Source organism: Escherichia sp. MOD1-EC7011, assembly GCF_002965005.1.
Taxonomy (GTDB): domain Bacteria; phylum Pseudomonadota; class Gammaproteobacteria; order Enterobacterales; family Enterobacteriaceae; genus Escherichia; species Escherichia ruysiae.
Genome location: NZ_PTRD01000015.1, coordinates 1 through 25,502 on the forward strand (window position 1 = coordinate 1; position 25,502 = coordinate 25,502).

25 protein-coding genes are annotated in these 25,502 nt (G+C 49.7%); 13 read left to right on the top strand and 12 right to left on the bottom strand.

The window, feature by feature from the left end:
* Nucleotides 1-300: 300 nt before the first annotated feature.
* The 4 genes from A7098_RS07115 to A7098_RS07130 all read left to right on the top strand — a co-directional run bounded on the left by A7098_RS07115 (nt 301) and on the right by A7098_RS07130 (nt 5,252).
* The gene (locus tag A7098_RS07115; RefSeq protein ID WP_000644765.1) at nt 301-891 is read left to right on the top strand and encodes a fimbrial protein; all 591 of its coding nucleotides are present in this window, start codon (nt 301-303) and stop codon (nt 889-891) included.
* Nucleotides 892-948: 57 nt separating this feature from the next.
* Nucleotides 949-1,653: a molecular chaperone gene (locus tag A7098_RS07120; RefSeq protein ID WP_105280563.1), complete on the top strand. Its 705-nt coding sequence runs from the start codon at nt 949-951 to the stop codon at nt 1,651-1,653.
* A 61-nt stretch (nt 1,654-1,714) separates the two neighbouring features.
* Nucleotides 1,715-4,201, top strand: a complete 2,487-nt coding sequence (locus tag A7098_RS07125) for a fimbria/pilus outer membrane usher protein (protein WP_001086635.1) — start codon at nt 1,715-1,717, stop codon at nt 4,199-4,201.
* A 4-nt stretch (nt 4,202-4,205) separates the two neighbouring features.
* On the top strand, nt 4,206-5,252 hold the full coding sequence (locus A7098_RS07130) for a fimbrial protein (RefSeq protein ID WP_128568110.1): 1,047 nt from the start codon (nt 4,206-4,208) through the stop codon (nt 5,250-5,252).
* Between the two features lie 53 nt (nt 5,253-5,305).
* Here A7098_RS07130 and A7098_RS07135 read toward each other — a convergent pair whose 3' ends face one another.
* The gene (locus A7098_RS07135) at nt 5,306-6,511 is read right to left on the bottom strand and encodes a nicotinamide mononucleotide deamidase-related protein YfaY (RefSeq protein ID WP_032225758.1); all 1,206 of its coding nucleotides are present in this window, start codon (nt 6,509-6,511) and stop codon (nt 5,306-5,308) included.
* 99 nt (nt 6,512-6,610) lie between these two features.
* Nucleotides 6,611-7,153: a YfaZ family outer membrane protein gene (locus A7098_RS07140; RefSeq protein ID WP_000712688.1), complete on the bottom strand. Its 543-nt coding sequence runs from the start codon at nt 7,151-7,153 to the stop codon at nt 6,611-6,613.
* 278 nt (nt 7,154-7,431) lie between these two features.
* On the opposite strand from A7098_RS07140, the gene nudI reads away from it, so the two are divergent.
* Nucleotides 7,432-7,857 carry a nucleoside triphosphatase NudI gene (gene nudI / locus A7098_RS07150; protein ID WP_001249882.1) on the top strand — a complete coding sequence of 142 codons (426 nt, stop codon included), beginning with the start codon at nt 7,432-7,434 and terminating at the stop codon, nt 7,855-7,857.
* 38 nt (nt 7,858-7,895) lie between these two features.
* Here the strand turns inward: nudI and ais are convergent, their stop codons facing one another.
* Nucleotides 7,896-8,498, bottom strand: a complete 603-nt coding sequence (ais, locus tag A7098_RS07155; RefSeq protein ID WP_105280564.1) for a lipopolysaccharide core heptose(II)-phosphate phosphatase Ais — start codon at nt 8,496-8,498, stop codon at nt 7,896-7,898.
* A 316-nt stretch (nt 8,499-8,814) separates the two neighbouring features.
* On the opposite strand from ais, the gene arnB reads away from it, so the two are divergent.
* The 7 genes from arnB to arnF are packed head-to-tail and all read left to right on the top strand — an operon-like array spanning nt 8,815 to nt 16,165.
* Entirely contained in the window at nt 8,815-9,954 is a 1,140-nt protein-coding gene (arnB, locus tag A7098_RS07160; protein ID WP_105280588.1) for a UDP-4-amino-4-deoxy-L-arabinose aminotransferase, read from the top strand.
* A gap of 3 nt (nt 9,955-9,957) precedes the next feature.
* Entirely contained in the window at nt 9,958-10,926 is a 969-nt protein-coding gene (arnC, locus tag A7098_RS07165) for an undecaprenyl-phosphate 4-deoxy-4-formamido-L-arabinose transferase (protein ID WP_105280565.1), read from the top strand.
* A complete protein-coding gene (gene arnA / locus A7098_RS07170; protein WP_105280566.1) occupies nt 10,926-12,902 on the top strand; it encodes a bifunctional UDP-4-amino-4-deoxy-L-arabinose formyltransferase/UDP-glucuronic acid oxidase ArnA in 1,977 nt (658 codons plus the stop codon). Before arnC ends, arnA begins: the two co-directional genes overlap by 1 nt.
* Before the next feature lie 2 nt (nt 12,903-12,904).
* Entirely contained in the window at nt 12,905-13,798 is an 894-nt protein-coding gene (arnD, locus tag A7098_RS07175) for a 4-deoxy-4-formamido-L-arabinose-phosphoundecaprenol deformylase (protein WP_105280567.1), read from the top strand.
* The gene (gene arnT / locus A7098_RS07180; RefSeq protein WP_032225766.1) at nt 13,795-15,447 is read left to right on the top strand and encodes a lipid IV(A) 4-amino-4-deoxy-L-arabinosyltransferase; all 1,653 of its coding nucleotides are present in this window, start codon (nt 13,795-13,797) and stop codon (nt 15,445-15,447) included. Before arnD ends, arnT begins: the two co-directional genes overlap by 4 nt.
* Nucleotides 15,444-15,779, top strand: coding sequence for a 4-amino-4-deoxy-L-arabinose-phosphoundecaprenol flippase subunit ArnE (gene arnE / locus A7098_RS07185; RefSeq protein ID WP_000638041.1), 336 nt, complete (start codon nt 15,444-15,446; stop codon nt 15,777-15,779). The genes arnT and arnE overlap by 4 nt, the downstream gene beginning before the upstream one ends.
* Entirely contained in the window at nt 15,779-16,165 is a 387-nt protein-coding gene (arnF, locus tag A7098_RS07190; RefSeq protein ID WP_000523886.1) for a 4-amino-4-deoxy-L-arabinose-phosphoundecaprenol flippase subunit ArnF, read from the top strand. The genes arnE and arnF overlap by 1 nt, the downstream gene beginning before the upstream one ends.
* Here arnF and pmrD read toward each other — a convergent pair.
* The 9 genes from pmrD to A7098_RS07235 all read right to left on the bottom strand — a co-directional run bounded on the left by pmrD (nt 16,159) and on the right by A7098_RS07235 (nt 24,430).
* Nucleotides 16,159-16,425, bottom strand: coding sequence for a signal transduction protein PmrD (pmrD, locus tag A7098_RS07195; protein ID WP_032225767.1), 267 nt, complete (start codon nt 16,423-16,425; stop codon nt 16,159-16,161). The two genes, arnF and pmrD, sit on opposite strands and share 7 nt — an antisense overlap.
* A gap of 109 nt (nt 16,426-16,534) precedes the next feature.
* Nucleotides 16,535-17,890 (bottom strand): o-succinylbenzoate--CoA ligase, encoded by a 1,356-nt coding sequence (gene menE, locus A7098_RS07200; RefSeq protein WP_105280568.1) that lies wholly within the window; start codon nt 17,888-17,890, stop codon nt 16,535-16,537.
* A complete protein-coding gene (menC, locus tag A7098_RS07205; RefSeq protein WP_105280569.1) occupies nt 17,887-18,849 on the bottom strand; it encodes an o-succinylbenzoate synthase in 963 nt (320 codons plus the stop codon). Before menC ends, menE begins: the two co-directional genes overlap by 4 nt.
* The gene (gene menB / locus A7098_RS07210) at nt 18,849-19,706 is read right to left on the bottom strand and encodes a 1,4-dihydroxy-2-naphthoyl-CoA synthase (RefSeq protein WP_000639990.1); all 858 of its coding nucleotides are present in this window, start codon (nt 19,704-19,706) and stop codon (nt 18,849-18,851) included. The genes menC and menB overlap by 1 nt, the downstream gene beginning before the upstream one ends.
* Before the next feature lie 14 nt (nt 19,707-19,720).
* On the bottom strand, nt 19,721-20,479 hold the full coding sequence (menH, locus tag A7098_RS07215) for a 2-succinyl-6-hydroxy-2,4-cyclohexadiene-1-carboxylate synthase (RefSeq protein ID WP_032225771.1): 759 nt from the start codon (nt 20,477-20,479) through the stop codon (nt 19,721-19,723).
* A complete protein-coding gene (menD, locus tag A7098_RS07220) occupies nt 20,476-22,146 on the bottom strand; it encodes a 2-succinyl-5-enolpyruvyl-6-hydroxy-3-cyclohexene-1-carboxylic-acid synthase (RefSeq protein ID WP_105280570.1) in 1,671 nt (556 codons plus the stop codon). Before menD ends, menH begins: the two co-directional genes overlap by 4 nt.
* Before the next feature lie 88 nt (nt 22,147-22,234).
* Entirely contained in the window at nt 22,235-23,530 is a 1,296-nt protein-coding gene (gene menF / locus A7098_RS07225; RefSeq protein ID WP_001191450.1) for an isochorismate synthase MenF, read from the bottom strand.
* Nucleotides 23,531-23,608: 78 nt separating this feature from the next.
* The gene (elaB, locus tag A7098_RS07230) at nt 23,609-23,914 is read right to left on the bottom strand and encodes a stress response protein ElaB (RefSeq protein WP_000070617.1); all 306 of its coding nucleotides are present in this window, start codon (nt 23,912-23,914) and stop codon (nt 23,609-23,611) included.
* 54 nt (nt 23,915-23,968) lie between these two features.
* Nucleotides 23,969-24,430, bottom strand: a complete 462-nt coding sequence (locus A7098_RS07235) for a GNAT family N-acetyltransferase (protein WP_000568146.1) — start codon at nt 24,428-24,430, stop codon at nt 23,969-23,971.
* 64 nt (nt 24,431-24,494) lie between these two features.
* On the opposite strand from A7098_RS07235, the gene rbn reads away from it, so the two are divergent.
* Nucleotides 24,495-25,412, top strand: a complete 918-nt coding sequence (rbn, locus tag A7098_RS07240) for a ribonuclease BN (RefSeq protein WP_105280571.1) — start codon at nt 24,495-24,497, stop codon at nt 25,410-25,412.
* The last annotated feature ends 90 nt before the right edge of the window (nt 25,413-25,502 follow it).

Here is a 25,502-nt window from a genome sequence, read left to right on the forward strand (position 1 = left end):
ATTTTATACTTAAATTCATATTCCCAAATATTTACTATCACTATCTAAAAGTATCTTTATTATGCCCCTTCAAAAACTAATTGAAAAAAATAATAATATTCACCACCACATTACCAAAAAGAATAATAATATACGATTATTAAAAATTAAACATATTCACCAGCATTATATGTTTAGAATTACTTTTATAATTCCCGCAAAAAAAATTGTTTATAAATATTTATTTGCGTATATAATCCCGCCTGTTCAATATATTAAAAATATAATATTATTCCATTCATCAATATAAAAGGAACTTAAGTGAAAGCAAAAATTCTCATTCCATCGTTATCTGTTCTCTTGATGGGTATATCGGCTTTAAGTTATGCGGACACTCCCGCCGGTAAAGTTCATTTCAATGGGCTAATTACTGCATCAACTTGTGACTTAGAGCAAGGTACAGGCAAGGGACAGAATGACCAGACCGTAACGCTTCAGACAGTGGACGTTGCTGATTTTGGCGCTGCTGTAGGTAATGAAGCAGCAAACTCTGCAACAGATTTTAATATTAATCTTACTGGTTGTACGACACAATTAGGTAGCATCAACCTTGAATTTAGCGGTAATACCACCGATGCCACCGATAATACAGCCCTGGCAATTGACACCGGTGCAGATAAAGCAACAGGCGTAGGGATTCGTATTTATCGTGAAGGTGCTTCTTCACCGATTAATTTTGCTACTGATCGTACCGATGCAGAAAGCTCTGCGGTAACACTTTCATCCATTAGCCCAACCAATGGTGATGGCAAGCATAGCTTTAATTATAAAGCGGTTTATGTCAGAACAGCAGATACAATTACTGAAGGTCAGGGTAACGCGACTGCGGATTATCGTATCGCTTACTATTAATGATATATTTCAAAGGGGTGACATTACTACACCCCTTAATTACTAAAGTAAAAATGCATGAAAAAATACTCTTTATTACTGATTGTATTATTTGCCAACATTGCTTACGGGGGAGTGGTTATTCGGGGAACAAGAATTATTTACCCGTCCACGGCGCGGGAAATCCCTGTAGAAGTGACGAATCAAGATAAAGAGCGTTCATACCTTGTTCAGGCCTGGATGAGTGACTTTGCCAATGATGCAAATAAGAAAACGCCATTTGTACTCACTCCGCCGTTAGTTAAACTGGAAGCTCAGAAAAACACGCTTTTCCGCTTAATCTATACCGGTACGCAAAAATTACCGGAGGATCGTGAATCCATTTTTTGGCTAAATGTAAAATCCATTCCTGGGATGTCAGAAGAGTCTTCACAGGTGCCGAATCAACTGCAATTTGCCGTTCAGAGCCAGCTCAAAGTTTTTTATCGCCCGCAGGGGCTTGCTGATGATGCCAATACCGCCTATAGCAAAATCGCTTTCCGGATACAAGGCAACAGGCTAATCGCCAAAAACCCAACACCTTACTTTGTCACCTTCCGCACTCTGGCAGTGAATGGTAAGCCCGTATCGTATAAAGGAAACGGCGTTGTGAAAATGATGCTCAATCCATTTGGCGAGCAAACATATACTCTGACCGCATCCTCTTCTGAAAACAATAGTGTTGAATGGTCAGCAATAAATGATTACGGCGGTACGACAAGTACCATAAAGACCCGGTTATAAGCGCAATAGATTGTTCAGGAAAACGACAGGAATTATCTCGTACAAGGAAAGTAATACTAACATGAACTCCTTACATCTATTTTGTTTGCATGTTGTTGTAACAATAGTGCCATTGACACTGTTACAAAACAGTTACGCCCGCGAGGTGTTTAATTACAAACTTTTAGAGTCAGGGGCTTCAGAAAGCGAACTGGAAGCCATTAAAAATTTTGACAAAAATGATGGCCTGGTGCCCGGTAAATATCGGGTCGATGTTTTTATGAATAATCAACGCATTACACGTAAAGATATTGATTTTGTCGTTGATGATAAAGCGAACAAACTCTTACCTGTGTTAAGCAAAAAAGAGTATATCGCTATGGGGGTTGCCAATAGCCCCTCCGCGTCATTTGCCACGCTGGCAGATGACGATATCGTGACGAATTTAGAAAATTATATTCCCTTTTCATCAGTGCGCTTTGAGCAAAGTTCGCTGCGCCTGTATCTGTCAGTTCCACAACTGGCGATGAACAATGCCGCAAACGGGTATATTGATCCGGTTTTATGGGATAATGGATTGCCTGCGTTGTTTACAAATTACTATTTTAGCGGCTCACATAATTGGCAAGATGGTCGTTCAGATAATAGTTCATACCTTAATCTGAATAATGGTATTAATCTTGGTCCCTGGCGTTTAAGAAATAACATTAATTACAACGATGGCACCTGGCAAAATATTGATACCTATATCTGGCGAAATATCCCTGCGTTAACCAGCAAACTCATTCTTGGCGATACCTGGACAGATTCAGCCGTTTTCGATAGTTTCCAGTTTCGTGGGGTAAAACTGGAAAGTAATGAAAATATGCTTCCTTACAGCATGAGAGGTTTTGCCCCCGTTATTCGCGGCGTTGCCAAAAGCAATGCGCAAGTGACGATTCGACAAAATAATTATATTATTTACCAAAGTACGGTATCCCCAGGTCCTTTCGAATTACATGATGTCTCTCCTGTTTCTTCTGGTGGGGATATGGAAGTCACGGTGAAAGAATCTGATGGTAGCGAACAAAAATATATTCAGGCATCAGCTTCAATTCCTGTCATGCGACGAGAAGGAGCCATGTCTTATAGTTTATCTGGCGGAGAATATCGCTCATCTGATAACTCCCATGATAAACCCGGCTTTGCTCAGGCAACGCTGATTTACGGTTTACCTGCAGGCATTACCCTCTATGGTGGCACAATTTTTGCCAGTGATTATCGTTCTGGCGCATTAGGCGCAGGTGTCGATTTACAACACTTTGGCTCGCTTTCAGCAGACATTACTCGTTCATATAGCCAGACGGTTGATGACAGTTCACAACAAGGACAATCTTACCGATTGCTTTACTCGAAAAATTTCTCCAGCACTGAAACGAATATCACGCTTGCTGGCTACCGTTATTCCACAGAGAATTTCTATACCTTTAGCGAAGCACAAAATAATAAAGAGTATGATGAGGACGACGCGTTTTCATACCGTAACAACTATAACCGCCATCGTCGGTTACAACTTACCATTAATCAGGCGATCCCCTCGTTTGGTCAGTTCAATATTTCAGGCTATCAACAAGATTATTGGGGACTCGGGGGTAAAGAGCGCAGCCTCAGCGTAGGGTATAGTCATAGTTGGGAAAATGTGAGTTTTAGCCTAAGTTATTTACTGACACGAATGCCAGACAATAATAAGAACGATCAACAACTCTCACTTTCTGTCAGCGTTCCACTAGGAAAATGGTTACCTGGTGCGCATGTTAATTACAATAACACCAGCAGTAATAGCGGTCACACTTTAAACAGTGTGGCGCTTAACGGTACTGCGCTGGAAGATAATAATCTCAGTTATAGTCTGCAACAAAGTCATGGCGATCAAGGTTATGGTGGCAATACGTCACTCAGTTATCGCTCCAGTAAAGGCGTAATTGGCGCAGGCTGGAACTATGGTCAGGATCAACGGCAATTAAATTACAATATGCAGGGCGCAATTGTTCTGCATCCGTATGGATTAACCCTTGCTCAGTCTTTAGGTGAATCATCGATTCTGGTGCGCGCCCCTGATGCCAGTGGGCTGGGCATTAACAGAGGAACGTCGGTTTATACCGACTGGCGAGGATACTCCATCATCCCTTACGCATCAGCATTTCAGCGCAACCGTATCGCCATCAATACGCAAACCTTGCCGTCAAATGTTGAAATACCGGAACCGGTACAAGAAGTTATTCCTACGGAAGGCGCATTAGTCGTAGCCAATTTTTCAACGCGATATGGTCAGAAATTACTTTTAACCTTAATGCATAAAGACAAATTTGTTCCCTTTGGAGCCGTAGTCACTGCTAAAGATGAGCAAATTTCAACCCTCGTTGGGCGAAACGGTGAAACGTATTTATCCGGCGCACAAGCTAATCAAAAATGGCAAGTCAAGTGGGGAAAATCGGCCACTGAAAGTTGCCAGGTTCGTATATTACCAGAACTACTTCAGACACCGCAAAACATGACTAATCTTATTATTGCCACCGCAGCGTGTGATTAACATCATGAAGATAAAAATCATCAGTACTTATAAAGTTACAAGTCGTGAAGCGTTATTGCTGCTGGTTATTTTGATAGCAGCCTTTGTTCCTTCTCTTAGTTTCGCTAAAACATGTAGCTACACCAGTGGTGGGCCGGCATTAGTTTCATTTTCTGATATTTCGATCAATTCTGAATACAATAAAAACACAGCGCCAGGAACCATAATTTTTGATCGAAGTTACCATTCCAGTCACTCAGGACAGATCACATGCTCAGATAATTATCCTGATTACAGTGAAGGGTTTGCCACTTCTCCTTCAACTTTAGTCGGCAGTGATATCTGTTTATTCAATGTGCCTTTGACTAATGGAAAAAATTCTGGCGTCGGCATTAAAATATTTTACGATTTAAAGAATAATAATACCACCCCAAACAATTACTGCATGGAATACCCTAAACGCACCAGCACTGCAAATAAAAACAACTTCTCCGTTGAGGGTAATTTCCGCATACAATTAAAAGTCATCGGAGAATTACAGGGTGGTGAAATTGACTTATCTCGTTTTAGTAATGCTGGCATTTGGTGGAATAATATTGAGGCATTTTCTCTCGAATTTAGCAACACCATTATTAATCTTCACTCATTGAGCTGCGACCTGAACACGCCTGATGTTCCAGTTTCATTATCACCCGCCGCAGGAATTAATTCCGACACCACCTTCAAAGGGATTAACTCCACTTCGGCGCTGGTAGATTTTAATATCGGACTAACGTGTGATCCGGGAACCAATGTCGCCATACGTTTTGAAGGCGATACGGTAAGTGGAAGTAATAATTCAATCCTGAAGCTAACTCAACAGAATAATTCTGCCTCTGGGGTTGGCGTACAGATCTTAGATAAGAATAAAAATATTATCCCCCTTAATCAACCTGATTACGTTTTACAGTTAAGTAATATTCAGCAATCAGCCACGTCGTTGAATTTTAGTGCGCGATATATTCAGACAGAAAGTAATGTAACGCCAGGGAAAGCGGATGCGGATGCGACATTTTATCTTTCGTTTCCGTAATAAACAGCAATAAACCCGCGAACAGGTGCCGGAAGCATCCGGCACCTGGACTATTATTGCGGCGACAGTCTCAGCGACTCAACAACCTCAATCCAGCCATGCTCACTGGCGATGTTCTGCCCGTTCAGCCAGCGGCGCAGCATATTCAGTGCCATCATTGCGCACACTTCCTGACGGATAGCCAGGCTGTAGCGCGTAGTGCTGAAACGCACACGCAGAGCGAAAGTGCCGTCTGGTGTGGCTAGCGCAAAGTTGAGATGCTCGTTCTCGAAACCAGAAACAGCCAGTGCCAGTCCGGCAAAATGGTTGGCCCGCCGTTCTGTAATCCAGTGTGCAGTTTGCGCCAGAGTTTCTTCCTGTGAAGGAACCACTTCACATGCCAGTAATGGCGCACCTGCGCGCGCGAGTTGCAAAGCCAATAAACCACCGGTGAATTGCTCACTCAACGTCAGGCTGAACTGGCGACTTTGCAGTTCGCGACTGATTTGTGCAGGCAGTCCTTCTGTGCCTTCGAAAATCATGCTCTGCCCGGCGACGCGTTTAACGTCCAGCCACAGTTTTTCCATCGCCTGTTGCTCGCTTGCCGGTCCAGTGAGTTTCAGTTCAATAATCGGCATGGAAGAGCGATAGCCCATCGTCACACCTGGCGGCAGTTGCAACGCATCCAGGCTTTGTGCCAGATCGCTTTCCGAACGACCAAAAGTGGTCAGCCGCAGACAAACCGGCGGCTGCGGCAAAGAAAAACGCTCGCGCAGGCGCGGCAGGATTTCATGCTCCACCATCACCTTAAACTCCGACGGTACGCCGGGGGTAAAGAATATCAGGCAACGGTGAAGCTGTACGGCAAAACCACAAGCGGTGCCTACCGGGTTATTGATAAATTCAGCACTGGCAGGCAGCTCCGCTTGTTTGCGATTACTCGGCGCCATTGCGCGACCACGTTCGCGGAAATAGCGTTCCATCTCATTGAGCCAGGCTTCATGAAGAACCAGGCTTTCACCTTTGGCTGTCGCTGCGGCGAGTGCGCTTAAATCATCACTGGTCGGCCCCAGTCCGCCATTGACGATCAGCACATCGGCGTGCTGACTACGTTCGCGAAGAATGGTCACTAAATCATCAAGGTTATCGCCCACTGTATTGCGGCGAGATAATGGCAATCCCTGGTGAAAGAAAAAATCCGCCAGCCAGGCAGCGTTAGTGTCAACGATTTGCCCGTGTAACACTTCATCCCCGGTGGATAACATTTCCACTTTTAACATGGTTATCTCCTGCTTTTGTTATCGAATCACTATAACGCAAAGGGAGATAAGGCGTAGTAAGAAACTGAATGGCGCGGCAGAACGCCGCGCCGGAAGGGATCAGAAACTGGCGTTAACCCCGACATACGGACCGTCAGCCACGGCGTTGTCGCGGTTACCGTCTTTACCCGACAGATTCAGGTAGCGATAACCCGCCTCAATACTGACTGGACGCATAATGGTGTAACGCGCGCCAGCATTCGCTTCTTCATAACTTTTAATACCGCTGGAGAGCGAATCCGGAGAGTAGTAATACTCACCAAACAGACGGAAGCTATCGCCAATTTGCCACTGCAAGCCACCGCCTACCGCTGCGGCATAGCCTTCATCGCCGTCGTTCGGGTTGGTGTAAACGCCTTTACCGCCCACCGTTGCCATTAACGGTCCCAACGGCAGATTCAATCCCAGACCCACGCCCGCGACGTCACCGTCGTCATCGTTATGTGTCCAGTTACCGCTTAATGCCAGACCGGTCGATTCAGTACCGAAACCGACGCCAATATTGGTATATTCTTTTCCCGCCTGACCGCTAATGCTTATCGCATTTGCCGATGCAGAAACCAATAGCATTCCAGCCAGAACTGGCAGCGCAAATTTTTTCATTTTTACCTTTTCCCGCAAGAAGATAATTAAAAGTCCCCAAAGCTGCGGGATTGTACTGCCTGACACAGAAGATTCAATGCGTGAAAAAAGCGATCTGCTAACTTATTGTAACTAAATACTTCTTGAATAATTAAGTGCAGAAAAAGTAGCCACCAAAAAGATGAAACCAAAAAAAACAATCACCATGATTATCATCGCAAAAAAGACCAATGCCACTTTCACGCGTTGATCCATTGCCGTATTCTTTTGTTTTATTTTTGGTGGTAAGGAATATTCCCATGCGGCAACGGACTATAGTTTGTCCCTTAATTCAAAATGATGGTGCTTATCTGCTGTGTAAAATGGCCGACGATCGCGGCGTTTTCCCCGGACAATGGGCGCTGTCTGGCGGCGGCGTAGAACCCGGTGAGCGCATTGAAGAAGCATTACGTCGTGAAATCAGAGAAGAGCTGGGCGAGCAACTGATTCTTACTGACATCACGCCGTGGACGTTCAGTGATGATATTCGCATCAAGACATATGCAGATGGCCGCAAGGAAGAGATTTATATGATTTACCTGATCTTTGACTGCGTCTCTGCCAACCGTGAAGTGAAAATTAACGAAGAGTTTCAGGAATACGCATGGGTAAAACCTGAAGATCTTGCTCACTATGATCTGAATGTTGCCACCCAAAAAACATTACGTTTGAAAGGCCTGATGTAACAGTAATGACAGCCATTATTGGCTGTCATATTAAAAAATCACCGATTAACAAACTCACCATCCAGTAAAACGTTGCCTTTTTCCACATGCATTACCAACCCATCCAGATAATCTGGTTTAAATGTCACGCTACGTTTATCTTTTGCGATATAGGTCAGACAATGGTTATGGGTGAAAATAACGATATTTTTATCTGGAGCTTTGCTTTGCAACTCCTTAATTGTGCTATAAATCTCATTTCTACATTGTAAAAACCGTTTATCTACCGTCAGTTTTTTTCCAGCAGAAAACCAGGTCGCTGATTGAATAGTCCGAACGGCATTACTGGAATAAAGATCGAAATCAGGGATGTCCGCGCTAAAAGCTTTGCCCAGTTCACGGGCATTCTGAGCACCTTTCACCGTAATGCCTGTTTTGTCTGACAAGCATTGATTAGAGGAGCGATCGCAGCGTTCCGCATGGCGAAACAGAACCACAACCGGGTGCTGCTGCGCTAATCTGGCCAGCGTTTTATTGTCGATACGCGGCAAACCATTACTGCTCCAGGCAGCATGTGTACCCAGCCCCACAATCGACCCAAGCGCCAGTAAAATGTAGATATATTTTTTAGACTTCAACGAAGTCCCACTAAAAGCTAACACTTAAGCTCCACCTATAGACAAGCGTAGCCAGCTAAATGACCGCGAAAACAAACGACATTTTCACCGGTAAATAGTGGCTGGGATAGTATTAAAACATTACGATGCACGCAAAATGCCTTAAATCTTGTCAAATTAAAAGCCTGAATAAGATACAAAAACAAAAAAAATAATATTTAAGCCTTATATTCATCCCTTAAGGTTAAATTAATATTCTACCCTTAGAATTTCACTCCAAATGGCAAAATACACATAACGTTCCCTATGACAGATATTAGCGAATAACAGGGAAAGGTATTCAATGGCCGAAGGAAAAACGATGTCAGACTTTTTACCTTTTTCGCGTCCGGCAATAGGCGCAGAAGAACTCGCTGCAGCTCAAGAGGTTTTCGAATCCGGTTGGATCACCACTGGCCCGAAGAATCAAGCACTGGAAGCGGCCTTTTGCCAGTTGACAGGAAATCAACATGCCATCGCAGTCAGCTCGGCCACTGCTGGAATGCATATCACGCTGATGGCGCTGGGGATTGGCGCTGATGATGAAGTCATCACCCCCTCCATGACCTGGGTTTCAACCCTCAATATGATCTCTCTGTTGGGCGCAACGCCGGTGATGGTGGACGTTGATCGCGATACGCTGATGATCACGCCTGAAGCGATCGAAGCGGCCATTACGCCCTACACCAAAGCGATTATCCCGGTGCATTATGCCGGAGCGCCAGCAGATATTGACGCCATTCGCGCCATTGCTGAACGCCACGGTATCGCGGTCATTGAAGATGCCGCCCACGCCGTCGGTACGTATTACAAAGGTCAGCATACTGGTGCAAAGGGCACCGCTATTTTTTCGTTTCACGCCATCAAAAATATTACCTGCGCGGAAGGCGGCCTGATTGTTACCGATAATGAAAGCCTCGCCCGCCAGTTACGCATGTTGAAATTTCATGGTCTGGGTGTCGATGCATACGACAGACAAACCTGGGGCCGCACACCGCAGGCTGAAGTATTAACGCCAGGCTATAAGTACAATCTGACCGATATTAACGCTGCGATAGCTCTGACGCAGTTGAATAAATTAGAGCAACTAAATACTCGCCGTCGCGACATTGCCCTGCAATATCAGCAAGCACTGGCAACTCTCCCTTTCCAGCCTTTAAGCGTTCCTGCATGGTCACACGTTCACGCCTGGCATCTGTTTATCATTCGTGTTGATGAACAACGTTGTGGTATCAGCCGCGATGCTCTGATGGAAGCGTTAAAAGAAAGAGGCATTGGAACCGGGTTACATTTCCGCGCCGCCCACACGCAAAAATATTATCGCGAGCGTTTTCCAACGCTGTCGTTGCCGAATACGGAATGGAATAGCGAACGCATCTGTTCGTTGCCGCTGTTCCCGGATATGACCACCGCCGATGCCGATCGCGTCATCACTGCCCTTCAGCAACTCGCAGGACAATAAGCCATGTTTGAAATCCACCCTGTTAAGAAAGTCTCGGTGGTTATTCCCGTTTATAACGAGCAGGAAAGTTTACCGGAATTAATCAGGCGCACCACCGCAGCTTGTGAATCACTGGGCAAAGAGTATGAAATACTGTTGGTTGATGACGGCAGTAACGACAACTCCGCACAAATGCTGGTCGATGCCTCACAAGCGGAGGGCAGCCATATTGTGTCTATTTTGCTTAACCGCAATTACGGACAACATTCGGCAATTATGGCGGGATTCAGTCACGTTACCGGCGACTTAATCATTACTCTTGATGCCGATCTCCAGAATCCACCAGAAGAAATCCCCCACCTGGTGGAAAAAGCCGATGAAGGTTACGACGTGGTAGGGACTGTGCGCCAGAATCGCCAGGACAGCTGGTTTCGTAAAACCGCCTCGAAGATGATTAACCGGCTTATCCAGCACACCACCGGCAAAGCGATGGGCGACTACGGCTGTATGCTGCGCGCTTATCGCCGGCATATTGTCGATGCGATGTTGCACTGCCATGAACGCAGCACCTTTATTCCTATTCTGGCGAATATCTTTGCCCGCCGCGCCATTGAAATTCCGGTGCATCATGCCGAGCGTGAGTTTGGTGAATCCAAATACAGCTTTATGCGCCTGATTAATTTGATGTACGACCTGGTGACCTGCCTTACCACTACGCCGCTACGTATGCTGAGTCTGCTCGGCAGCATTATTGCGATTGGCGGTTTTAGCATCGCGGTGCTGCTGGTGATTTTACGCCTGACCTTCGGACCACAATGGGCGGCTGAAGGCGTCTTTATGCTGTTTGCCGTGCTGTTTACCTTTATTGGCGCTCAGTTTATCGGCATGGGCTTGCTCGGTGAATATATCGGCAGGATCTACACCGATGTCCGCGCCCGCCCCCGCTATTTTGTTCAGCAAGTTATCCGTCCATCCAGCAAGGAAAATGAATAATGAAAACCGCCGTTTTTGCCTATCACGATATGGGATGCCTGGGCATTGAAGGCTTGCTGGCTGCCGGTTACGAAATTAGCGCCATTTTTACTCATACCGATAATCCTGGCGAAAAAGCGTTTTATGGTTCGGTGGCTCGTCTGGCGGCGGAAAGAGGCATTCCGGTTTACGCGCCGGATAACGTTAACCATCCGCTGTGGGTAGAACGCATAGCCCAACTGTCACCTGATGTGATTTTCTCTTTTTATTATCGCCATTTGATCAGCGACGAGATTTTGCAGCTTGCTCCCGCAGGCGCATTTAATCTGCATGGTTCGCTGTTACCGAAATATCGTGGTCGCGCGCCGCTGAACTGGGTGCTGGTGAACGGTGAAACGGAAACTGGCGTTACGTTGCACCGAATGGTGAAGCGTGCCGATGCCGGAGCCATTATTGCCCAGCTACGCGTTACCATTGCGCCGGATGATATTGCCATTACGCTACATCATAAATTGTGCCACGCCGCGCGTCAGTTACTGGAACAGACGTTACCCGCTATTAAACACGGTAATATTCTGGAAATCGCCCAGCGTGAGAACGAAGCCACCTGTTTTGGTCGCAGAACACCGGAGGACAGCCGCCTCGAATGGCATAAACCGGCTTGTGAACTCCACAACATGGTGCGTGCCGTTGCCGATCCCTGGCCTGGCGCCTTTAGCTATGTTGGCAATCAGAAATTTACAGTCTGGTCGTCCCGCGTTCATTCCCTTACTACTGCCGCACAGTCGGGCAGCGTGATTTCTGTTTCACCGCTGTTGATTGCCTGTGGTTATGGCACGCTGGAAATCGTCACCGGACAGGCGGGCGACGGCATTACCATGCAAGGCTCACAATTAGCGCAAACGCTGGGGCTGGTGCAAGGTTCACGATTAAATAGCCAATCAACCTGCGCTGCCCAACACCGTACCCGGGTACTCATCCTCGGGGTGAATGGCTTTATTGGTAACCATCTGACAGAACGCCTGCTGCGCGAAGATCATTATGAAGTTTACGGTCTGGATATCGGCAGCGATGCGATAAGCCGTTTTCTGAATCATCCGCATTTTCACTTTGTCGAAGGCGATATCAGTATTCATTCCGAATGGATTGAGTATCACGTCAAAAAATGTGATGTCGTCTTGCCGCTGGTGGCGATAGCCACACCGATTGAATATACCCGCAACCCGCTGCGCGTATTTGAACTCGATTTTGAAGAGAATCTGCGCATTATCCGTTATTGCGTGAAGTACCGTAAGCGAATCATCTTCCCGTCGACTTCAGAAGTTTATGGGATGTGTAGCGATAAATACTTCGATGAAGACCATTCTAATTTAATCGTCGGCCCGGTGAATAAACCGCGCTGGATTTATTCGGTTTCAAAACAATTACTTGATCGGGTGCTCTGGGCGTATGGCGAAAAAGAAGGTTTACAGTTCACCCTCTTCCGTCCGTTTAACTGGATGGGGCCAAGGCTGGATAACCTGAATGCGGCGCGAATTGGCAGTTCGCGCGCTATTACGCAACTCATTCTCAACCTGGTGGAAGGTTCACCGATTAAGCTGATTGATGGCGGAAAACAAAAACGCTGCTTTACTGATATTCGGGATGGCATTGAAGCGTTATACCGTATTATCGAAAATGCGGGAAATCGCTGCGACGGCGAAATTATCAACATTGGCAATCCTGATAACGAAGCGAGCATTGAGGAACTGGGCGAGATGCTGCTGGCGAGCTTCGAAAAACATCCACTGCGCCATCACTTCCCACCGTTTGCGGGCTTTCGGGTTGTCGAAAGTAGCAGCTACTACGGCAAAGGATATCAGGACGTAGAGCATCGTAAACCGAGCATCCGCAATGCCCACCGCTGCCTGGGCTGGGAACCGAAAATTGATATGCAGGAAACCATCGACGAAACACTGGATTTCTTCCTGCGCACTGTCGATCTTACGGAAAAATGATCATGACCAAAGTGGGCTTACGCATTGATGTCGATACCTTTCGTGGCACCCGTGAAGGCGTGCCGCGTCTTCTGGAAATCTTGAGTAAGCATAATATTCAGGCCAGCATTTTTTTCAGCGTCGGCCCGGACAATATGGGTCGCCATCTCTGGCGGCTAGTGAAACCACAGTTTTTGTGGAAGATGCTGCGCTCAAACGCGGCATCGCTTTATGGCTGGGATATTTTACTGGCCGGTACGGCATGGCCAGGTAAAGAGATTGGTTATGCCAACGCCGATATCATTCGCGAAGCGGCTAAATACCACGAAGTCGGCCTGCACGCCTGGGATCACCATGCCTGGCAAGCCCAAAGCGGTAACTGGGATCGCCAAACGATGGTCGACGATATTGCACGTGGTCTTCGCACCCTTGAAGAGATTATCGGCCAACCGGTAACCTGTTCTGCCGCTGCGGGCTGGCGTGCCGACCAGCAGGTGATCGAAGCAAAAGAAGCGTTCCATTTGCGCTACAACAGCGATTGTCGTGGGGCGATGCCGTTTCGTCCATTGCTCGAATCAGGAAAACCCGGTACTACGCAAATTCCGGTGACCTTACCCACCTGGGATGAAGTGATTGGTCGGGATGTGAAAGCGGAAGATTTTAATGGCTGGCTACTCAACCGCATCCTGCGAGATAAAGGCACGCCGGTTTATACCATTCATGCCGAAGTTGAAGGCTGCGCTTATCAGCATAATTTTGTGGATCTCCTGAAACGTGCTGCCCAGGAAGGCGTGACATTTTGCCCTTTAAGCGAACTGTTATCAGAAACGTTGCCGCTCGGACAAGTTGTTCGCGGAAGTATTGCCGGACGTGAAGGCTGGCTGGGTTGCCAACAAGCTGCGGGAATGCTTCCATGAAATCCATTCGCTATTACGCAGCATTCTTTGCGTTTATCACCGCCTATTATCTCTTGCCGATTAATTATCGTCTGCTCTGGCAACCAGATGAAACGCGTTATGCGGAAATCAGTCGGGAAATGCTGGCATCCGGAGACTGGATTGTGCCCCATCTGTTAGGGCTACGTTATTTTGAAAAACCCATTGCCGGATACTGGATTAACAGCATTGGGCAATGGCTATTTGGTGCGAATAACGTTGGTGTGCGGGCAGGCGTTATCTTTGCGACCCTGTTAACCGCCGCGCTGGTGGCCTGGTTTACACTGCGCTTATGGCGCGATAAACGTCTGGCACTACTCGCCGCAGTGATTTATCTCTCATTGTTTATTGTCTATGCCATCGGCACTTATGCCGTGCTCGATCCGTTTATTGCATTCTGGCTGGTGGCGGGAATGTGCAGCTTCTGGCTGGCAATGCAGGCACAGACGTGGAAAGGCAAAAGCGTGGGATTTTTACTGCTGGGGATCACCTGCGGCATGGGGGTGATGACTAAAGGTTTTCTCGCCCTCGCCGTCCCGGTATTAAGCGTGCTGCCGTGGGTAGCGACGCAAAAACGCTGGAAAGATCTCTTTATTTACGGCTGGCTGGCGGTTATCAGTTGCGTACTGACGGTTCTCCCCTGGGGACTGGCGATAGCGCAGCGGGAGTCTGACTTCTGGCATTATTTTTTCTGGGTTGAGCATATTCAACGCTTTGCGATGGATGATGCCCAGCATAAAGCCCCGTTCTGGTACTACTTGCCGGTCATTATTGCCGGTAGCCTGCCGTGGCTGGGGTTACTCCCCGGTGCACTGTACACAGGCTGGAAAAACCGCAAGCATTCCGCAACCGTCTATTTGTTGAGCTGGACGGTGATGCCGCTGCTGTTTTTCTCCGTCGCGAAAGGCAAATTACCTACCTATATTCTTTCCTGCTTTGCACCTCTGGCAATGCTGATGGCGCATTACGCTTTGCTGGCAGCAAAAAATAATCCTCTGGCGTTGCGGATGAATGGCTGGATTAACATCGCTTTTGGTGTCACTGGCATTATTGCCACGTTTGTAGTCTCCCCCTGGGGAGCAATGAACACGCCAGTGTGGCAAACCTTCGAGAGCTATAAAGTCTTCTGTGCATGGTCGATTTTTTCGCTATGGGCATTTTTCGGCTGGTATACCTTAACAAACGTGGATAAAACCTGGCCTTATGCCGCGCTTTGCCCGCTGGGGATGGCGTTGCTGGTAGGATTTTCAATTCCTGACAGAGTTATGGAAGGAAAACATCCGCAATTTTTTGTCGAGATGACACAAGAATCACTGCAGCCAAGCCGCTATATTCTTACCGACAGCGTCGGCGTTGCCGCTGGTCTGGCATGGAGCCTGCAACGCGATGACATCATCATGTATCGCCAGACGGGTGAATTGAAATACGGCCTTAATTATCCGGATGCGCAAGGGAGATTTGTCAGCGGTGATGAGTTCGCAAACTGGCTTAATCAACATCGTCAGGAGGGGATGATTACACTCGTGCTTTCGGTTGACCGCGATGAAGACATCAACAGTCTCGCCATTCCGCCCGCTGATGCCATCGATCATCAGGGACGTCTGGTGCTCATTCAGTATCGTCCCAAATGATCTGGATGATTTTAGTCTTTGCCAGTCTGCTTAGCGTAGCCGGGCAGTTGTGTCAGAAACAGGCAACCGGCTTTGTGGCAATAAAAAAGCGGCGCAAACATATCGTACTGTGGCTGGGACTGGCGCTGGCTTGTCTTGGCCTTGCGATGGTGCTCTGGCTACTGGTCTTGCAGAGCGTTCCGGTAGGCATTGCCTACCCGATGTTGAGTCTGAATTTTGTCTGGGTGACGCTGGCGGCAGTAAAACTGTGGCACGAGCCGGTATCGCTGCGTCACTGGTGCGGGGTAGCATTCATTATTGGCGGCATTGTGATCCTGGGGAGTACGGTGTAATGGGGCTGATGTGGGGATTGTTCAGCGTCATGATTGCTTCTGCAGCACAATTAAGTCTGGGTTATGCGGCAAGTCATCTGCCATCGATGACGCGGTGGCGGGATTTTATCGCGGCGTTTTTTGCTTTTGATACCGGTGCTCAGATTCTGCTGGTCGGATTGCTTGGTTATCTGATCTCCGTTTTTTGCTGGTATAAAGCGTTACATCAACTGGCACTCAGCAAAGCCTATGCCTTACTGAGTATGAGTTATGTACTGGTATGGATTGCTTCAATGGTGCTTCCTGGTTGGGAAGGGACTTTTTCACTGAAAGCGCTGCTGGGCGTAACCTGTATTGCGAGCGGATTAATGCTGATTTTCCTTCCCACGACAAAACAACGTTACTGAATTTTCCCAGCCGATTTACACTGCCGTTCCCACTCATCGGGGCTGTAACTGCTTGCCGAGAGGACTTTCACCGTGTGCAACTTTTCACGATTAATACAGTAAAGCGCATTCTGCAAAGGCGAGAGTAAATCCCCCACTTTCACGGCGAAGTCACTCTTCACTTCAGCGATCATTTTTATCACGCCGCCAGCATCGCAGAGCATAATTACATGTCTCTTATCTTGTTTATCGCAACACGATTTTTTGACCAGCCATTCCATTGCATTATCCTGTTAACTAAGAGTTTTCACATTAAGTTACAGATTAACAGATAAACTCTTTATCAACGGCAATGGAATGGCAAAAATGAGAAGTGAAACGGATGTTCCATTACTGCTGGCGTTGAACCCACTCTTTCAACGCCTGGCGTGAAATTTTAATGCCGCCGTTTTTCAGTTCTGATGGCAACGTCAGCCAACGCACCGGTTGCTGAAAACGAGCCAGCTTATCTTTCACCCATTCGCTAAGATCCACGCTGTCCTGGTCATACTCCACCACAGCTACCGGGCGATGACCAAACTCATTGTCTGCAACGGGGACGATAAACACCTGCAAAACCGCAGGATGCGCAGCAATAACCCGCTCCACCTCTTCCGGCTGAATACCTTCGCCACCGCTAAAGAACAGATTATCCAAGCGCCCGACAATGGTCAGTTTACCGTTATGCATCTCGCCGCGATCGCGCGTAGCGTACCAGCCTTCATCATTGAGCAGCGACACCAGTTGCCCGTTACGCCAGTAACCTTCTGCCATACTGGCAGCGCGCAACCATACCTCATCGTTAACAACTTTCACTTCCCGACCGGGCAGCGGCGAACCGACGTCTGCCAGACCGTCGGCTTCTTTCGCACACACCGTGGAGGCAAACTCGGTCAGACCATAGCCGCAAAAGCAACGAATACCCTGCTCGCGTGCCTGTTCCGTCAATTCGACCGGGATTGCCGCGCCGCCAAGCAATACCGCTTTCAGGGAAACTGAACTACGGTTAACCAGCAAACGCCAGAGCTGCGTCGGCACCAGCGAAGCGTGAGTACAGCCTGCCAGCATTTGCTCCAGCGGCTGTTTATCGCGTACCGTCATCCGCGCGCCAGCATACAACCAGCGCCACATAATTCCCTGCCCGGAAACATGAAATAGCGGCAAAGAGAGCAGCCAGTCATCGTGATCGCCAAACGGAATCAGCGATAACACCCCTTCGGCGCTGGCAAGATGAGCCTGATAAGTATGGACAGCGGCTTTCGGCAACCCGGTAGAACCAGAGGTCAACGTCATTGAGCACAGGCGTGTCGGCTGCCACATAGCTGCATATGCGCCCTCTCCAGCCTGAATTTGCAGCGACGTTAACGCCGGAAAGGTGTTCTCCCCTTCCGGCACCAGCGCAAATTGCAGCGTAAGATTGGGCAGCAACTCCTCAAGCAACGGCTGCGGAAGCTGTGGGTTGACGGGAAGCACCCGCGCACCGCATTGCAACAACGCAAGCCAGGCCAGCAGCGTTTGCGGCGTATTCCACGCCCGCAACATCACGCCGCTGCCCTCAACTACGCCCTGCGCCGCAAAGCCCGACGCTAATTCATCGACGCGAGCACAAAGCTCGCGCCAGTTGAGTTGCTCGTCATTGAGACGCAAGGCGATGGCATCTCCCCGCACCTGCCGCCAGTGACGCCACGGCCAGTCAGAGAAGATCATAGCAGCCGCTCCAGTGCATCTACTTCCACTAACGGTAGCGGGCTACCCGGCCAGCGACGAACCTGCTGCGCCTGCATCAGATCCAGCGTGTCCAGACCCGGAATGGTGTCTGGCGTTAACCAGGCCGCAATCCGCGCCAGTTGCGTTAAGCCTAAGCTCGACTCGATGGAAGAACTGATCACCGCCGTCAGCCCCAGCGCGTGCGCCGCCTGCACCTGCTCGCGTACTTTATCCAGGCTGCCAGTGAGCGTGGGTTTGATCACCACCGCGCGCACGCCCTCTTCCGCCACAAAGGCAAAATCCGGCTCGCGCAGGCTTTCATCCCAGGCAATGGCAATGCCAGTTTCACGGGCAAAGGCGCGGGAATCATCGCGTGTTTTGCACGGTTCTTCGAGAAAAGCGATGCGGTCGCGATAATCCGGATTGACATATTTGGCAAACTGCTGGCTCTTCAGCGGCGTCCAGGCGCGATTCGCGTCAAGACGCAAATGCAGATCCGGAACCGCTTCCAGCAACAGATTCACTACCATGCCATCGCGCACGGCTTCGTACAATCCCACTTTGACCTTCGCCACTTTCTCGCCAGGCATATCGGCAAGTTTGAGGATCAGATCGTCCGGATCACCGTTACACAGCGGTGCCGCACGGTAATTGGCTGCTTGCGGCAACGTATCAGTAAGCTCTGCCAGCGCGCAGCTCACGCCAAAGGCGACGGAAGGCATTTGCGGTAATTCGCAATCGCCTGCCAGCCAGTCATTTACCCAGGCAAGCAGCACGCTTTGCGCCTCTTCCCAGGTTTCCTGACTGAAGCCCGGCAGTGGGGAGATCTCTCCCCACCCTTCGCGCCCGCCATCGAGCAGGCAAACGTACAGCCCGTCGCGGGTTTTTAACCGCCTGTCGCGCAGAACCACCCCCGCGTCCATGGGGATCTGCCAGCGGTATACCTGCGCGCTACGCATTACGGATTCCGTTTAAATTTGCTGAAATCAGGCTGACGTTTCTGGTTGAAAGCATTACGACCTTCCTGACCTTCTTCCGTCATGTAGAACAGCATGGTGGCGTTACCCGCCAGCTCTTGCAGCCCTGCCTGACCGTCGCAGTCGGCGTTCAGCGCAGCTTTCAGGCAGCGCAGCGCCATCGGGCTGTTTTGCAGCATTTCGCGGCACCAGCGGACGGTTTCTTTTTCCAGATCCGCCAGCGGCACAACGGTGTTAACCAGCCCCATATCCAGCGCCTGTTTCGCGTCATACTGACGGCACAGGAACCAGATTTCACGCGCTTTTTTCTGCCCGACAATACGCGCCATATAGGAAGCGCCCCAGCCGCCGTCGAAGGAACCGACTTTCGGCCCAGTCTGACCGAAGATGGCGTTTTCTGCCGCAATGGTCAGATCGCACATCATGTGCAGAACGTGACCGCCGCCGATGGAGTAGCCAGCCACCATCGCGACAACCGGTTTTGGACAGGTACGGATCTGGCGCTGGAAGTCCAGCACGTTCAGGTGATGTACGCCGGAGTCATCTTTATAACCACCGTAGTCACCACGGACTTTTTGATCGCCGCCAGAGCAGAACGCTTTATCGCCTGCGCCAGTCAGAATGATCACGCCGATGTTATCGTCATAACGCGCATCCGCCAGCGCCTGGATCATCTCTTTTACCGTCAGAGGACGGAAGGCATTGCGCACCTGCGGACGATTAATGGTGATTTTTGCGATACCGTCGGCAGATTTTTCATAACGAATGTCCTCGAAACCTTCGGAACAGTCGTGCCATTCAACCGGTGCGTAAAGCATTGCTTCATCAGGATAAATCATATTGTGTCCTTTAGTCAGAAACGCAAGATCTGCGCCAGACTTGCGATTACGCCAGCGGGATTTTCCCGGTGCGCGTTATGTCCGGCGCGAGGAATGACATGGCAGTCAGCAGCCAGTTCCGCCGCCAGAGCGCGGAATTTGCTGTCACGTTCACCACATAAATAATAAAACGCAAATGTGCGGGCGCTAAGGTTAGCACGTAAATCAGGCTGGACGGACAATGAGGTTGCTTCCAGCATGGCGGCAAGGGTTGCGCCATTATTGTTGCTACGCAGCGTCACCAGTTCCCGGCGCTGCTCGTCGTTAAGCGAGGCAAAAACTGGTTGTTGATACCAGTCGGCAAATACTGCCGTTAATGGTTCTGTGCGAAAACGCTGCGCCCAACGGTGATCGGAACGCTGACGTTCCGTGCGTTGTTCAGCATTTTGCAACCCCGGATGACCGCCTTCCACAACAACCCCACTCAGCCCCGGCATCCCCTGACAAGCCGCCATCATCGCCACGCGTCCACCGAGCGAGTACCCCACCAGCCAGCAGTTAAGTATGTTGTAACTAACAAGGGTTTTACGCAGTAAGTCGGTGACATCATCAAAACCATCGACGCTAATTTCCGCCGAACCGCCGTGACCTGGGAGATCAACATACAACCGCGAGTAGTCGGCAAACGCTTCGCCGACTTCCTGCCATTCGTGGCAATCACCGGAAAAACCGTGCAGAAAAACCAGCCAGGGTAAACCTGGCTTGCCGTGTTTTTCCTTCGCGTGCAGGATCATAAATGGCTTACCTGCGCCAGCAATTGCTGGAGGGTCTGTGCGCCATCGGTGTCGTTAACCACCATCTCAATCACGGTGGTGGTCGGGGTGCGCCAGGCGTCGGCAAGCGCCGCTTCAAGTTCCTGCCAGTTTTGCGGGCGATGATATTTCAGCTCAAACATCGCGGCAGCATGATCAAAATGGACGTTTTGCGGCATCAGATAGAAACGCTCGCGCTCGCTTGTCGGCGTTGGTAGCAGCGAGAAAATTTGCCCGCCGTTGTTGTTTACCACAATTAATACCAGCGGCGCGGAAACCTGACGCAGTAACGCCAGTGCGTTCAGGTCGTAAAGTGCGGAAAGATCGCCAACAATCGCCAGCGTGGGTTTACCGCTCGCCCGCTGAACACCTGCTGCGGTAGAGAGCAGTCCGTCAATACCGCTGGCTCCACGGTTGCTGTAAACCGGATAACCTGCCGGAAGTTGCGAGAGCGCATCAATCAGACGCACCACCAGGCTGTTACCGACAAACAGTTGCCCCTGTTCCGGCAGATAGTCGCTGATGCGGTGCGCCAGTTGCGCTTCACCAAATGCATCTCGGCGCGCCACAACCGCCTGCATTGCCTGTTCAGCCAGACGCGGGATTTCAACGCACCAGGGCTGGCGTTTTTCTGCCGGATGCAGTTCCAGCCAGTCGGCGATATTAGCAATCAGCCGACGTCCACGATGGTGCGCCGGGTCGAGTCGCCCTTCGATATTATCAACAATCCAGTACTCTTCCGGCTCACAACTTGCCTGCCATTGCAGTAACCGTTTGCCGGTCAGGCTGCTCCCCAGTTGCACCACAATCTGCGCCTGCTGTAACTCGCTGATCGCTTTGGCATTGCCTAACCAGAGATCGGCACACGGCAGCGGCTGCCCGGTTTGCGACAGCACGTCGCCAATCAGCGGCCAGCCAAGAGTTTGCGCCCACAGGGCGACTTTTTTGCCCTCTTCCGCACTCATGCGACCCGCAACGACCACGCCGCGCTTTTGTCGCCAGAAGAACCAGTCGCGCTGTTTTTCACTTTCCAGACGAGGCGCTTCACGCAGCCACGGTTTATTGTCCTGCCACCAGTCGCCCAGACGTTGTTGCCAGCCAAGCCCGGTGTCGTCCATCTCGCCATACAACGGTTCAGCAAACGGGCAGTTGATATGGACTCCGCCAGTATGCAGAGTACCGAGAGCATGGTCGATGGTGGATACCAGCCAGCGAGCGGGAATATCCTGGGTCGGACGCGGTAGTGAAATGCTATGCATGGGGTGAGAGGCGAACATTCCCGGCTGGCGAATCGCCTGATTCGCGCCGCAGTCAATCAGTTCTGGCGGGCGATCGGCGGTTAAGAGGATCAGTTTCTCTCCGGTTAACCCCGCTTCAATCAGTGCCGGATAGAGATTTGCCACCGCCGTGCCGGAAGTTACTATCACCGCCACCGGCTGTTTGCTGACCTTCGCCAGCCCCAGTGCCAGATGCCCCAGCCCACGCTCATCAAAATGGGTGTGGTGGATGAATGCAGAATTTTCCGCCGCCGCTAACGTTAACGGCGTAGAACGAGAGCCAGGGGCAATGCAGACGTGTCTGACGCCATGACGCGTTAATGCTTCCAGAATGACCGCCGCCCAGCGTCGGTTAAATGCGCTTACTGACATGAGTTTGTCCGGTATCAATATTGCGGCTAAGTATAAGGAGCTACAAAAATAGATTATTGATATGAATCGGTAATGATGCGACTCATTACTATTCCATTTGTAATAATGTTCGCAACCCTGCCGCTTTGTTGTCGATTTCCTGCCACTCCTGCTCGGGGTCTGAGCCTCGGACAATGCCTGCTCCGGCATATAATCGCACCACATTGTCACTGATTTTCGCCGAGCGCAGGGAAACGCAGAATTCGCTTTGTTGTAATGAGAGATAACCCGCAGAACCGGCATACCATTCACGGGTGAACGGTTCGTGCCGGGCGATGAACTGCCGCGCCAGATCGCGCGGTAAGCCAGCAACGGCTGCCGTTGGCTGTAACTGATGTAAACAGATCACATCATCCGCTTTGTTGAGTGAAGTCCAGATACAGCGGCGCAGATGCTGCACTTTACGCAGGCGCAGTACCTGCGGCGGTAACACATCCAGCGTCTGGGTATCGGCCTGCAATCGTTGGCAGATATCTTCCACCACCAGCATGTTCTCGCGCTGGTTTTTATCATCCGCCATCAGCCACTCACCCAACTGCTGCGCCTGCTTATCATCAGAATGATTTGCTACCGTTCCCGCCAGGGCTTCGGTACGCAGAGCTTTGTCTCGCCGCCGCCATAGCCGCTCAGGCGTTGAGCCAAGAAAAGCATTTTCGCCATCAAAGGCCATGTAAAAATGATAGCAGTTCAGATTGAGCCGCCGGCTGGCAGCCATCATCGCCGCTGCATTGACCGGACTTGCGAAATGCAGGTCAGTCGCCCGGGCAAGAACCACTTTGTCGAGTTCACCTTCGGCGATGGTTTTCGTTGCCAGTTCGATTAATCGCGTCCAGCCAGTTTTGTCCGGCCAGTGTTGTTCTTTCGTGGTGGTTAAACGTAACGCGGGCAAAGGTTTAATATTCGCCAGTGTGGCGATAAATTCTTTTGCCTTAACTGCATCGTGCTGAAGGGAATTTTCACTGAATAGCGTCAGCCGTAGCGTGGCTTTACCGCCACAGCGTCGCCATTCCAGACGTGGTAAAAGTAGATTACCCTGCGACGGGTCAAACGCATTCAATCCCCAGATGCGTAAGTCGGTGTGTTCCGGATACTGACGAAGAAAACGTTGCGCCTGCCCCAACGACGTAAAGCGGATGATTGCGCCCAGCACGGCAGCTTCTTCATCGCCATTACGTTGTTGCCAGTAAAATTGCGGATACGTTTGCTGACTGGCCAGCCAGCTTAAGGCATCAAAAGCGTCATTGAGAGGGAAAGGAATGTCGAAAACCCGAATGCCGGGTGTCGCCGGAATCTCTTGCGACAAATGGCGCAGTAGATTTCCCAGCGCCGTAGTAAGTGATTGCACGCGGACCTCTCCCTGTTAAAAGCCTCACATTATACGGGGTACTACAGAAAAAATGCAGTACCCCAGTGTAGGGAGGTTTTAACGGCGTGCCAGCAATAGTCCTAACACCAGTCCAACAGCCGCGCCAACGCCAATTCCCTGCCAGGGTTTTTCGTGGACGTAGTCATCGGCGCGATAAACTGCCTGCTTCGCCCGATAGTAATAACTGTCAGAAGCCTGGCTTACCCTTTTTTTCACATCATCCAGCGCCTTTTCTGCACGCGCCTTTAGTTCAACATATTTTTGATCGGCGGGATCGCCAGAGGAACGTAGTACCTCGTCAAGTGTTTCACTCAGCAACGTCAGGTCGTCATCGATACGTGTATCACCAAACTGATTAGACATTCTCGTTCTCCATTTGCGTAAAACCTGCCACTAACTATAGACAACGGTTATCGATTACGCCTGAATAACCTCGCGCGCCATCCCGATATGCGGAATACCATCTTCCTCATAAATATCGGTCACAGGGATGAAACCAAATTGCCCATAAAAGTTTTGTAAATGCGCCTGCGCCCCCAGATAAATCGGCTTCTCCGGCCAGTGGCGAGTACACGATTCCAGCGCCTTACTCATCAATTGCTGACCAATTTTTTCGCCGCGTAAGGCTTCGCTGACAATCACCCGACCAATCACAACGGGTTGCAGTTCGTCGTCACTTTTCAGAATCCTCGCATACGCCACCAGTGTCCCGTTATGCCAACCGAGAATGTGGCGATTTTCTCCCACCAGATCGTCGCCATCGATATCCTGGTAAGGACAGTTTTGTTCCACTACAAATACCGCACAACGCAGTTGTAATAAGGCATAAAGCTGAGAAACGGATAAATCAGAATGATGCAGATCTTGCCAGTCGATCATGGAAGGCTCCTTTGTGCTGTTTGCTTTATACTAGCCGGAATATTTTCAGCAGCGTGATGAACTCATGGAATTAATTTTTTTAGGCACTTCGGCAGGTGTTCCGACCCGGACACGTAATGTCACGGCAATATTGCTTAATCTGCAACATCCGACGCAAGCCGGGCTTTGGTTATTTGATTGTGGTGAAGGTACACAACACCAGATGTTGAACACGGCATTTAACCCAGGAAAACTGGACAGGATTTTTATAAGCCATCTTCATGGCGATCACCTTTTTGGCTTGCCCGGATTGCTATGCAGTCGTTCCATGTCAGGCATTGTGCAACCATTAACAATTTATGGTCCGAAAGGTATCCGTGAATTTGTTGAGACAGCGTTACGCATTAGCGGCTCATGGACCGATTATCCGCTGGAAATTGTTGAAATTACAGCAGGAGAAATAGTTGATGATGGCCTGCGCAAGGTAACGGCATATCCAATGGAACATCCACTGGAGTGTTACGGCTATCGTATTGAAGAACATGATAAACCAGGCGCGCTGAATGCCCAGGCGTTAAAAGATGCCGGCGTACAACCTGGTCCGCTGTTCCAGGATTTGAAAAAAGGCAAAACAGTCACGCTGGAAGACGGTCGGCAGATTAACGGCGCTGATTACTTATCCGCGCCTACACCGGGTAAATCAATCGCCATTTTCGGTGATACCGGCCCTTGCGATGCCGCAATAGATCTTGCTAAAGGTGTCGACATAATGGTTCACGAAACAACGCTGGATATGGAGATGGAAGCCAAAGCCAACAGCCGTGGGCACAGTTCAAGCCGTCAGGCGGCGACTCTGGCTCGTGAGGCGGGTGTCGGCAAATTGATCATTACTCACGTCAGCTCACGCTATGATGATAAAGGCTGTCAGCATTTATTACGCGAGTGCCGGGCAATTTTCCCGGCAACAGAACTGGCGAGCGATTTCGCGGTGTTTCACGTATAATTTTTAATTAATTGATAACAGGGCAAAATCGCCCTGTTTCATCAGCCAATGACTCAGGCTACTTTTATATAAATCTATCAAGTCAACAAT